This window comes from Pseudomonas sp. NDM, assembly GCF_003105095.1.
Classification (GTDB): domain Bacteria; phylum Pseudomonadota; class Gammaproteobacteria; order Pseudomonadales; family Pseudomonadaceae; genus Aquipseudomonas; species Aquipseudomonas moraviensis_A.
On record NZ_QETJ01000055.1, the window covers coordinates 1 to 12,366 of the forward strand.

Genomic DNA, 12,366 nt, shown 5'->3' on the forward strand with positions numbered 1-12,366 from the left:
ACAGCGCTGCTGCTGATTTTACGACTGCTGCGCAGCCGAGCGGGAGCAAGCTCCCTCGCCACAAAGGCACTGCCGCCCCACCAGGCCGATCTGTATCGAAGTTGTAACTGGGCGAACCGGATCATAGAAGTTAGAGTCTGATGGTTCACGCAGGCCGAGACCCAACACCTGCGCCTCATTCAAGGAGCCTTCATGCACACATTTCGCCGCAGCGCCGCCCTCCTCGCCCTGACAGTCGGCAGCGTCGCCAGCCTTCCGGCGCTGGCCGCCGATGAGCTGCACTACAACCAGATTTCCCTGCGCGCCGAAGTCAGCCAGGAAGTCGCCCGCGACCAGATGATCGTGACGCTCTACACCGAAGAGCAGAACACCGACCCGGCCAAACTCGCCACCGCCATCAGCACCACCATGAACAAGGCCACCGCCCAGGCCAAACAGGTCAAAGACATCACCCTGCGCACCGGCAGCCGCAACAGCTACCCGATCTACGACACCAAGGGCCAGAAAATCACCGGCTGGCGCGAACGCGCCGAACTGCGCCTGGAAAGCACCGACTTCGCCGCCCTGTCCAAACTCACCGGCGAACTGCTGACCGACCTGAAAATGGGCGGCATGGACTTCGCCATCGCCGACCCGACCCGCAAGGCCAGTGAAGACCAATTGCTCAAAGAAGCCGTCACCGCCTTCAAGAACCGCGCGCAACTGGCCACCGACGCCCTGGGTGGCAAGGGCTACAAAATCGTCAACCTGAACCTCAACAGCAACGGTTACCCACAACCGTACCTGCGTGCGCCGATGATGATGAAAGCAGCGGCCATGGATTCCGCGCCGGTGACCCCGGAAGTTGAAGCCGGCACCAGCCAGGTCAGCATGACCGCTGATGGCTCGATTGAAGTGTTGATGCAGTGATTTGAGCTTAGCTCAATGAAGGACCGCCGATCGGTGAATGATCGGCGGTTTTTTTATGCCCGGGATTTGTGGTGAATGTTCCACCGCCTTCGCGAGCAGGCTCGCTCTCACAATTTGGAATGCATTCCCCTGTAGGAGTGAGCCTGCTCGCGATGAACGATCACGCGGTATCCGATCAGGTATGCGGATCAACCCGATCCAGCGCCCGATTCACCGCCAGCTCCGCCAGCATGATGATCTGCTGAATCGCCAGCGCCGTGTTGCGCTGCGGACGGCCGAGCTGATCGGCGAAATCGCTGGCCAGCGTGTTGGCTGACGCGAGGGATTCACAGGCGTGGGCCAGCAGGCTTTCGGTGTCGATGTCGGGCTGGATCAGAAACATCGTGCTGGGTGGATGGGGTTTGCTGGGTGCCGGGCAGAGATAGAAATCGAGGGCACGCTTGATGGCTTCGCGGTTTTTTGCGAGATCGTCGGCGCGCAGCGCGGCTTCGAGGGGGGTTGGGGTTTCTTCGGGTGGGTCGGGGACTGGCTTGGTCATACGCTTCACCTATGAGGTTGAGCCATCTCGATGCCGTTTCTCACACGGCGAAGAGGTGGCAGCTTTGTGCGGGGTGAGAAAACCGGTCATAGGCACCCGGCCGGACATACGTCCGCCCGCACAGAGCCGCCATAACGCACTTTGCAGGCAGCAGACTTGCTGGCGGCAATTATGCGGATCTGGGCACTGAATGACTATGAATGTCGGGTTCTCACACCCGATCGCTGAACAACCAGCGACGCCCCAGACTAGAGAGCAGACGTCCGACGGACAACCTGAAAACCTTGTGGGAAGGTTCGGGTTATTTGGCAGCGGATTTAAACAGCCAAAAGCAAACCCTCACCCTAACCCTCTCCCAGAGGAAAGGGGACTGACCGAGGTGTTTGGCAGACCTGCGCCGACGTGGAATACCGAGCTGAATGCAAATATGCAGAAGATCAAAAGCCCCTCACCCTAGCCCTCTCCCGGAGGAAGAGGGGACTGACCGAGGTGTTTGGCAGACCTGCGCCGACGTGGTACCGAGCTGAATGCAAATATGCAGAAGATCAAAAGCCCCTCACCCTAACCCTCTCCCGGAGGGAGAGGGGACTGACCGAGGTGATTGCGAGAGCTACGCCGACGTGAGGTACCGAGTCGAATGCAGGTTTTGAACACCACCCAAATCGGCCCCCTCTCCCTCGGGAGAGGGCTGGGGTGAGGGGCAGCAACAACACAAATCAAAAGCCGGCCCCCCACGCTTTTCACCACTCAATAGGCCGAGTGTCAGCTCGCCTGCTCTTGATCTTGATCCACGGGCGACGTCGGAAGGCTAAGCGGAGGGATTGATCCGGGGGTGGGAGCGCAGCGACCGTCTGGCGCAGCCAGACACAGCGGAAGGAGGTGCAGCGAAGCAAACCGGAGCCGCTGCGCCCGGATCGATCCCGGAGCGAAGGAACCCCGAGCCCCAGCGAGTGGGACGAACGTAGGAGCTAGCGTTTTTTGCTTACTTTTTTTGGCGCTTGTAAAAAAGTAAGTCGCCGTAAGGGCGAAACCCTAAGCAGCCGTTACCGCAGCAACGGATATGCACCCAAAACACAGCCACATATACCGAGATAGACACTCCCACGAGAAAAACGATATTTCCGGACGCCCCCGAATCCCCGCTAATCTCAATCCACCACCACCAATTCCCCGGGGACTCCATGCCAAGATCCACCCTCAAACCGCTCTTGATCTCCCTGGCCCTTGCCGCCACCGCACCGATCGCCAACGCCGCCACAACCCTCGTCTACTGCTCCGAAGCCAGCCCCGCCGGCTTCGACCCGAGCCAATACACCAGTGGCACCGACTTCGACGCCTCCGCCGAAACCGTCTTCAACCGCCTCACCCAATTCCAGCGCGGCGGCACCGACATCGAGCCTGGCCTGGCGACCAAATGGGACGTCTCCAGCGACGGCCTGCACTACACCTTCCACCTGCGCGAAAGGGTGAAATTCCACACCACCGACTACTTCACCCCGACCCGCGACTTCAATGCCGACGACGTCCTGTTCACCTTCCAGCGCCTGCTCGACCCGGACAACGCTTTCCGCAAGGCCTACCCCGCCGAATCCCCCTACTTCACCGACATGGGCCTGAACACCACGATCCAATCCGTGGAAAAACTCGACGACCACACCGTGCGCTTCAACCTCAACAACGTTGATGCAGCCTTCGTACAGAACCTCGCCATGAGCTTCGCCTCGGTACAATCGGCCGAATACGCCGCACAACTGTTGAAGGACGGCAAAGCCGCCGACCTCAACCAGAAACCGGTCGGCACCGGTCCGTTCGTGTTCAAGCGCTATCAGAAGGATTCACAGATCCGCTACGCCGCGAACAAGGCCTACTGGAAACCCGAAGACGTGAAAATCGACAACCTGATTTTCTCGATCACACCTGATGCCGCCGTGCGCCTGCAGAAGCTCAGGGCCGGTGAATGCCAGGTCAGCGGTTACCCGCGCCCGGCCGATATCGAGGTGATGGGAAAAGACCCGAACCTGCGCGTGCTCAAACAGGCCGGATTCAACCTTGGCTTCCTCGCCTACAACACCACCCACCCGCCGCTTGATCAGCTCAAGGTGCGTCAGGCGCTGGACATGGCGATCGACAAACCGGCGATCATCAAGGCGGTTTACCAGGGCGCCGGCCAGCTGGCGCAGAACGCTTTGCCACCCGCGCAATGGTCGTTCGATCCGAACATAAAAGACGCGCCTTACGACCCGGTAAAAGCCAAGGCGCTACTCAAGGAAGCCGGGGTTGCACCCGGTACAACCATCAACCTGTGGGCGATGACAGTGCAGCGCGCCTCGAACCCGAATGCGCGGATGTCGGCGCAGATGATCCAACAGGACTGGGACAGGATCGGCATCAAGGCCAACATCGTCAGCTATGAATGGGGCGAGTACATCAAGCGCGCCAAGAATGGCGAACATGACGCCATGATCTACGGCTGGACCGGCGACAACGGCGACCCGGACAATTGGCTCGGCGTGCTTTACAGCTGCGCGGCCGTCAAAGGCAGCAACTATGCGAAATGGTGCGATCCCGCCTACGACAAACTGGTGCAGCAGGCCAAAGTGGCCACGGATAAAGCGCAACGGGTAGAACTGTATCAACAGGCGCAACTGATCCTTAAACAGCAGGTGCCGATCACGCCGATCGCCAACTCCACGGTCTTCCAGCCGTTGCGCAAAGAGGTCACTGACTTCCGTATCAGTCCTTTCGGTCTAACCCCTTTTTATGGCGTGGGTATAAATAAGTAACACCCAGCCCCAAGGCGGCGCGCAGAAGATGACTGCCGCACCGTTTTGGGGCTCGGTTTGCACCTTAAAAACCACCCGCAAACGGTCAAATGCGTCAAAAGTTACACGGATGCGACATTAAGGTACGTACGTGCCACCGTTTAACGCCGCCGACCGCTCTGGATCTTGCATTGGGTATGGGCCCTGCATAAGTATCCGCAGGCACGACTCACGAGGTCGTACCTCACTACTAAAAAATGACAACAAATCATGAGGCCAACATGCTTAAACACGCGGTCATTCCGTTTCTAGTCGGCGCAGGCTTGTTAGCCTCCGCACCTTTCGCCACCGCTGCGACTAACCTGGTGTTCTGCTCCGAAGGGAGCCCGGCCGGTTTTGATCCAGGCCAGTACACCACCGGAACCGACTTCGACGCCTCAGCCGAAACCATGTTCAACCGCCTGACCCAGTTCGAGCGCGGCGGCACCGCCGTGATTCCTGGTCTGGCGACCAAGTGGGACATTTCCGACGATGGCCTGACTTACACCTTCCACCTGCGCGAAGGCGTCAAGTTCCACACCACCCCGTATTTCAAGCCGACCCGTGAATTCAACGCCGACGACGTGCTGTTTACGTTCAACCGCATGATCAACAAGGACGACCCGTTCCGTAAGGCGTACCCGACCGAATTCCCGTACTTCACCGACATGGGGATGGACACCAACATCACCAAGATCGACAAAGTCGACGACCACACCGTCAAGTTCACGCTGAAAGAAGTCGACGCCGCGTTCATCCAGAACCTGGCCATGAGCTTCGCTTCGGTACAGTCCGCCGAATATGCCGCCCAACTGCTCAAGGATGGCAAAGCCGCCGACATCAACCAGAAGCCGATCGGCACTGGCCCGTTCGTGTTCAAGAGCTACCAGAAAGACTCGAACATCCGTTACACCGGCAACAAGGATTACTGGAAGCCTGAAGACGTGAAGATCGACAACCTGATCTTCGCCATCACCACCGACCCGTCGGTGCGTATCCAGAAGCTGAAAAAGAACGAGTGCCAGGTCACCCTGTTCCCGCGTCCGGCCGATCTGAAAGCGCTGAAAGAAGACAAGTCGCTGAAGATGCCGGATCAGGCCGGCTTCAACCTGGGCTACATCGCCTACAACGTGATGGACAAGGTCAAGGGCAGCAACGAGGCCAACCCGCTGGCTGACCTGCGCGTGCGCCAGGCGCTGGACATGGCCGTGAACAAGCCGCAGATCATCGATTCGGTTTACCAGGGCGCTGGCCAGCTGGCCGTCAACGCCATGCCGCCGACCCAGTGGTCCTACGACACCACCATCAAAGACACCAAGTACGATCCTGAGAAAGCCAAGCAGCTGCTCAAGGAAGCCGGCGTCAAGGAAGGTACCGAAATCGTTCTGTGGGCGATGCCGGTTCAGCGTCCGTACAACCCGAACGCCAAACTGATGGCTGAGATGCTCCAGTCCGACTGGGCCAAGATCGGCTTGAAAGTGAAGATCACCAGCTACGAATGGGGCGAGTACATCAAGCGTTCCAAAGGTGGCGAGAACCAGGCCATGATCATTGGCTGGAGCGGTGACAATGGTGATCCGGACAACTGGCTCAACGTGCTGTTTGGCTGCGACTCGCTGAGCGGCAACAACTTCTCCAAGTGGTGCGACAAGAAGTTCGACGGCCTGGTGAAAGAAGCCAAACGTACCACCGACCAGGGCAAGCGCACCGAGCTGTACAAACAGGCGCAACACGTCCTTAAAGATGCAGTCCCAATGACACCTATCGCTCACTCGACGGTGTATCAACCCATGCGCGCCAACGTGCAGGATTTCAAGATCAGCCCATTTGGCCTGAATTCCTTCTACGGCGTCAGCGTCAGCAAGTAAGACATTGCAGCGGCGGCGTTTCTGACGTCGCCGTTGCTTTATCTACCGGGAAAAAAGGAAAAGGCCTACACCCAAATCCGCCGCAGATGATTGCTTCGGTATAGGCGCGTCGACTTTTCCTACGAGCATTAAGGCAATTACGTATTTACTGCCAGCAGCACGGTGCCTACCGTCGCGTACTGACCAGTGTCTGCGTGGGCCACCGGTTTTGCCGTACGTATTGGATTGAGCTCAATGCGGCCAAAAAGTCCCGGGATCGGGACTGAGGCGCATTGCACAACACTAAAAAAGAGGGAGCGTCATGCGCCATACCTTGGTTTTTTCCGCACTGTTGGGCGCCGGCCTGTTGGCCGCCACGTCTGCAAGCTACGCCGCCAGCGACAGCCTGGTGTTTTGCTCGGAAGGCAGTCCGGCGGGTTTCGATACCGCGCAATACACGACGGCCACCGACAACGACGCCGCCGAGCCGCTGTACAACCGTCTGGTCGAGTTCGAAAAGGGCGCGACCAACGTCGTACCGGGTCTGGCGACCCAATGGGACATTTCCGAAGATGGCCTGAAATACACCTTTCACCTGCGTGAAGGCGTGAAATTTCATACAACCCCTTCCTTCAAGCCGAGCCGCGATTTCAACGCCGACGACGTGTTGTTCACGTTCAATCGCATGCTCGACGCGCAACAGCCGTTCCGTAAGGCCTACCCCACCGAGTTTCCGTACTTCAACGGGATGAGCCTGAACAAGAACATCGCCAAGGTCGAAAAGACCGGGCCGCTGACCGTGGAGTTCACGCTCAACAGCGTCGACGCCGCGTTCATCCAGAACATCGCCATGAGTTTCGCCTCGATTCTGTCCGCCGAATACGCCGACAAGTTGCTGGCCGACGGCAAGCCGAGCGACATCAACCAGAAGCCGATCGGCACCGGGCCGTTCGTGTTCAAGAGCTACCAGAAAGACTCGAACATCCGCTACACCGGCAACCCGCAGTACTGGGATCCGAGCCGGGTCAAACTGAAGAACCTGATTTTCGCGATCAACACCGACGCCTCGGTCCGCGTGCAGAAACTCAAGGCCAACGAGTGCCAGATCACCCTGCACCCGCGCCCTGCCGACGTTGAAGCGCTGAAAACCGATCCGAAGCTGCAACTGATTACCAAGCCTGGCTTCAACCTTGGCTACATCGCCTACAACGTGCGCCACAAGCCGTTCGATCAACTGGAAGTGCGCCAGGCGCTGGACATGGCGGTGAATAAACAGGGGATTCTCAACGCTGTTTATCAGGGCGCCGGCCAACTGGCCGTCAACGCCATGCCGCCTACCCAGTGGTCCTACGACGACACCATCAAAGACGCCGCCTACAACCCGGAAAAAGCCAAAGAACTGCTCAAGGCTGCCGGTGTGAAAGAAGGCACCGAGATCACCCTGTGGGCGATGCCGGTGCAGCGCCCGTACAACCCGAACGCCAAACTGATGGCCGAAATGCTCCAGTCCGACTGGGCCAAGATCGGTCTGAAAGTGAAGATCGTCAGCTACGAATGGGGCGAGTACATCAAGCGCACCAAGAACGGCGAGCATGACATCAGCCTGATCGGCTGGACCGGTGACAATGGGGATCCGGACAACTGGCTGGGCACGCTGTACAGCTGCGACGCGATCGGCGGCAACAACTACTCCATGTGGTGCGATCCGGCGTACGACAAGCTGATCAAACAGGCCAAAGTCGTCACCGATCGTGACCAGCGCACCGAGCTTTATAAACAGGCCCAGCAATTGCTTAAACAGCAAGTGCCGATCACGCCTGTCGCCCACTCGACGGTCAACCAGCCGTTAAGCACCAGGGTCGAAGGGTTCAAAGTCAGCCCGTTCGGCCGCAATGTGTTCTCGGGTGTCAGTATCGATTAAACCAACCGATTAGCCGCAATGCTGAGGGGAGCCGTCTACTCCCCTCACGCAAGCGCTTTGCCGAAATTCGCCAATCCGGCCTTTTGCAAACGTTTGCGATGTGTGAACGAGTTCTAAACCAATAACCGGCATACCAAAAAAAGCCGGGATAAAAAGAAAGTAAAGGAGCTTCACCCATGAAACTGAGCAGCACCGCGATACTGGCCTTGGCCATCAGCAGCATCACCGCCACGGCTTATGCGGAAACCCAGAGCCAGGCATTTACCCCGGTTACCGTCAACGAGAAGAGCGCCCAGGCCGAAGCCACCGGCTTCCTCGAAGGGCAATCGATCAGCGGTTCGACCCGTAACTGGTACGCCAACGAACAACTCAAGCGTGGCGGCAAGTTCGCTTACCGCAAGAACGGCCAGTCGACCGAAACCGATCGCCGGATCAACTGGGTGCAAGGCACGATCATCAAGTACAACTCGGGCTTCACCGAAGGTACTGTCGGCTTCAGCACCGAAGTGGCTGCCTACAACGCAATCGCCCTTGAGCGCGACCGCGAGAACCTCGCCGCGAACAACGGCGGCGCGCCGGGCACCCGCCCAGGCGCGGGCAACAACCGTACCCTGACCCGTGAAGGCGGTGACGCGGTAGGTCAGTGGAGCAAGCTGGGCCTGGCCAACGTCAAGGCGCGCATCTCCAACACCACCCTGACCGCCGGCCGCATGAACTTCAGCAGCCCGCAAGTCGATGTGATCGGTAACCGTCCGCTGCCATCGAGCTTCGAAGGTATCGCGATCCACAGCGAAGAGCTGAACAACCTGGCGTTCGACGTCGCCACCTTCGACCGCGTTTCGCCACGTACCGAAGAAAGCCTGAGCAAATTCCGCTCGGAATACGGTGACATCAACGCCGAAGCCGATCACGTCAACACCGCCGGTATTTCGTACCAGCCGTTCGCCAGCCTGACCACCAGCCTGTGGGGCACCCAGGCCGAAGACCTGTGGAACCAGTACTACTTCGGCGCCACCCACGTGCTGGGCGACAGCTCGGTGCTGAGCCTGACCACCGGCCTGAACTACTACAAGACCGTCGACGAAGGCAAAAAACTGCTCGGTGACATCGATAACGACACCTACTCGCTGTCGTTCGGCCTGACGCATCAGGCGCACACCGTGACCTTCTCCTATCAGGAAGTGAACGGTAACGAGTACTTCGACTACCTGCACGAAACCAACGGTATCTACCTGGCCAACTCCCTGCTCTCGGACTTCAACGGCCCGAACGAGAAGTCCTTCCAGGTTTCCTACGGCATCAACATGGCCGAATACGGCGTGCCTGGCCTGAAATTCAACATCTACCAGGCACGCGGCTGGGGCATCGACGGCACTCACTACAAGGGTGGCGGCTACGATGGCGTGCAGGCGATGGACGGCGAACACCACTATGAATACGGCGTCGGTGCAGCCTATGCAGTACAAAGCGGCCCGCTCAAAGCCACGACGATTCGCGGCACCTACACCGCGCACCGTGCCAGCGAAAACCAGGCTGACGGCAGCATCAACGAGTTCCGTCTCGTGACCACCATCCCGTTCAACATTCTGTAAAAACGCAACCGGCGGCTGACTCATGATGAGTCGGCCGTTCGGTTTTCTGTCTTCAACCGATTGCAGAGGGTTATCGATGAAAATGCTTCCCCTACGTGCGGCCATCGCGGCTGCGTTGCTGAGTGTCGCTGTCGGCGCCTCGGCCAAACCCTTGGTGGTCTGCACCGAAGCCAGCCCGGAAGGCTTCGATATGGTCCAGTACACAACTGCAGTCACGGCGGACGCTGTGGCCGAAACCATCTTCAACCGGCTCGCCGATTTCAAGCCCGGCACCACTGAAGTGATCCCGGCACTTGCCGAGTCCTGGGACATCAGTGAAGACGGCCTGAGCTACACGTTCCACCTGCGCAAAGGCGTCAAGTTTCACACCACCGAATATTTCAAGCCGACCCGTGACATGAATGCCGACGACGTGGTCTGGAGCTTCCAGCGCCAGCTGGACCCGAATCACCCGTGGCACAAACTGTCGAGCGTGGGCTTCCCGTACTTTGAGAGCATGGGCTTCAAGGAACTGCTGAAAAGCGTCGAGAAAATCGACGACAACACGGTCAAGTTCACCCTGACCCGCCGCGAAGCGCCGTTCCTCGCCGACCTCGCCATGGCGTTCTCATCGATCTACCCGGCCGAATACGCCGACCAGTTGCTCAAGGCCAACAAGGCCGGCGACCTCAACAACAAGCCGATCGGCACCGGCCCGTTCATCTTCCAGCGCTACGCCAAGGATGCCCAGGTACGCTTCAAGGCCAACCCGGATTATTTCCGTGGCAAGCCACCGGCCGACGCGTTGATCCTGGCGATCGCCACCGACAACAACGTGCGTCTGCAGAAGCTCAAGGCCAACGAATGTCAGGTCGCCCTGTATCCGAAACCGGATGACATCCCGAGCATCAAGAAAGACAGCAACCTGAAAGTCGACGAGCTCGACGCGATGACCGTTTCGTACGTCGCGATGAACACTCAGCACAAGTACATGAGCGATGTGCGTGTACGCAAAGCCATCGACATCGCGTTCGACAAGGAAGCCTACGTCAACGCGCTGTTCGGCAAGGGCAACGCCTCGGTGGCGGTCAACCCGTACCCGCCGACCCTGCTCGGTTACAACCATGACCTGAAGAACCCGCCACGCGACCTCGATGCAGCGCGCAAGCTGCTCAAGGAAGCCGGGGTTCCGGAAGGCACCACGTTTACCCTGTTCACCCGTAACGGCGGCGGTCCGACCAACCCCAATCCGATGCTCGGCGCACAAATGATGCAGGCTGACCTGGCGAAAGTCGGGATCAAGATCGACATCCGCGTCATGGAATGGGGCGAGATGCTCAAGCGCGCCAAGGCCGGCGAGCACGACATGGTTTCGGCCGGATGGGCGGGCGACAACGGCGACCCGGATAACTTCCTGACGCCTATGCTCAGTTGCGAGGCCGCCAAGAACGGCGAAAACTACGCACGCTGGTGCAACGAAAAATTCCAGGCACTGCTGGATGAAGCACGGGCTAAAGTAGATCCGGCCGAACGCGCCGCGCTCTACGAACAGGCTCAAGTGCTGTTTAATCAGGACCAGCCATGGATCAGCATGGCCCATACTCGGATGTTCACTGCAATGCGCAAAAATGTAGAGGGCTACCACATCAGCCCTCTCACCACTAATAACTTCGCCACCACCCAGGTGAAGTAGATAAGAAACGCCCGGCGTCCCTGACCTGAGGGACGCCGGACACGCCTAACCGGCTGATGAGGTACCACACAAGATGTTTAGTTTTATTGCCCGCCGACTGGGGTTGTTGATCCCCACGTTTTTCGGCATCACCTTGCTGACTTTCGCGTTGATTCGCATGATTCCGGGCGACCCCGTGGAAGTGATGATGGGCGAACGTCGGGTCGACCCCGAAATGCACGCTCAGGCAATGGAACGCCTGGGGCTGAACAAGCCGCTGTATGCCCAGTATCTGGACTACATCGGCAAACTGGCCCAGGGCGATCTCGGTGAGTCGTTGCGTACCCGTGAAAGTGTGTGGACCGAGTTCACCTCTCTTTTCCCGGCGACCCTGGAACTGTCCATGGCCGCCCTGCTGTTCGCTGGCATCCTCGGGCTCTTGGCCGGGGTGATCGCGGCACTCAAACGAGGATCGCTGTTCGACCACGGGGTGATGGGCATCTCCCTCGCGGGCTACTCGATGCCGATCTTCTGGTGGGGCCTGATCCTGATCATGTTCTTCTCGGTGAGCCTGGGCTGGACCCCGGTTTCGGGGCGCATCGACCTGCTGTATGACATCGAGCCGAAAACCGGCTTCATGCTGATCGACACGCTGCTGGCCGATGACGTCGGCGCGTTCTTCGACGCCCTGCATCACCTGATCCTGCCAGCCATCGTACTCGGCACCATTCCGCTGGCGGTGATCGCGCGGATGACCCGTTCGTCGATGCTCGAAGTGCTGCGCGAAGACTACATCCGCACCGCCAAGGCCAAAGGCCTGTCGCCGTCGCGCGTGGTGTTCGTGCATGGTCTGCGCAACGCACTGATTCCGGTGCTGACCGTGGTCGGCCTGCAAGTCGGCACGTTGCTGGCCGGTGCGGTCCTGACCGAAACCATTTTCTCCTGGCCCGGCATCGGCAAATGGCTGATCGAAGCCATCGGCGCCCGGGACTATCCGGTGGTGCAAAACGGCATCCTGTTAATCGCCTGCCTGGTGATTCTGGTCAACTTCGTGGTGGATATCCTCTACGGCTTTGCCAACCCACGCATCCGTCATCAGCGCTGAGG

8 protein-coding genes are annotated in these 12,366 nt (G+C 59.0%); 7 read left to right on the forward strand and 1 reads right to left on the reverse strand.

The window, feature by feature from the left end; translation table 11 throughout:
* Positions 1 to 192 precede the first annotated feature (192 nt).
* Entirely contained in the window at positions 193 to 909 is a 717-nt protein-coding gene (locus DCO47_RS13615; RefSeq protein WP_116658265.1) for an SIMPL domain-containing protein, read from the forward strand.
* 175 nt (positions 910 to 1,084) lie between these two features.
* Here the strand turns inward: DCO47_RS13615 and DCO47_RS13620 are convergent, their stop codons facing one another.
* A complete protein-coding gene (locus DCO47_RS13620) occupies positions 1,085 to 1,447 on the reverse strand; it encodes a DUF6124 family protein (RefSeq protein WP_116658266.1) in 363 nt (120 codons plus the stop codon).
* Between the two features lie 1,181 nt (positions 1,448 to 2,628).
* Here DCO47_RS13620 and DCO47_RS13625 point away from each other — a divergent pair.
* The 6 genes from DCO47_RS13625 to DCO47_RS13650 all read left to right on the forward strand — a co-directional run bounded on the left by DCO47_RS13625 (position 2,629) and on the right by DCO47_RS13650 (position 12,364).
* Positions 2,629 to 4,230, forward strand: coding sequence for an ABC transporter substrate-binding protein (locus DCO47_RS13625; protein WP_116658267.1), 1,602 nt, complete (start codon positions 2,629 to 2,631; stop codon positions 4,228 to 4,230).
* A gap of 260 nt (positions 4,231 to 4,490) precedes the next feature.
* Positions 4,491 to 6,116 carry an ABC transporter substrate-binding protein gene (locus tag DCO47_RS13630; protein ID WP_042608790.1) on the forward strand — a complete coding sequence of 542 codons (1,626 nt, stop codon included), beginning with the start codon at positions 4,491 to 4,493 and terminating at the stop codon, positions 6,114 to 6,116.
* A gap of 301 nt (positions 6,117 to 6,417) precedes the next feature.
* Complete coding sequence (locus DCO47_RS13635; protein ID WP_116658268.1) at positions 6,418 to 8,016, forward strand: ABC transporter substrate-binding protein; 1,599 nt, start codon at positions 6,418 to 6,420, stop codon at positions 8,014 to 8,016.
* 176 nt (positions 8,017 to 8,192) lie between these two features.
* Positions 8,193 to 9,608: an OprD family porin gene (locus DCO47_RS13640; protein WP_042608792.1), complete on the forward strand. Its 1,416-nt coding sequence runs from the start codon at positions 8,193 to 8,195 to the stop codon at positions 9,606 to 9,608.
* 76 nt (positions 9,609 to 9,684) lie between these two features.
* Entirely contained in the window at positions 9,685 to 11,280 is a 1,596-nt protein-coding gene (locus DCO47_RS13645; protein ID WP_042608793.1) for an ABC transporter substrate-binding protein, read from the forward strand.
* A 73-nt stretch (positions 11,281 to 11,353) separates the two neighbouring features.
* Entirely contained in the window at positions 11,354 to 12,364 is a 1,011-nt protein-coding gene (locus DCO47_RS13650) for an ABC transporter permease subunit (protein WP_016771720.1), read from the forward strand.
* Positions 12,365 to 12,366: the final 2 nt, after the last annotated feature.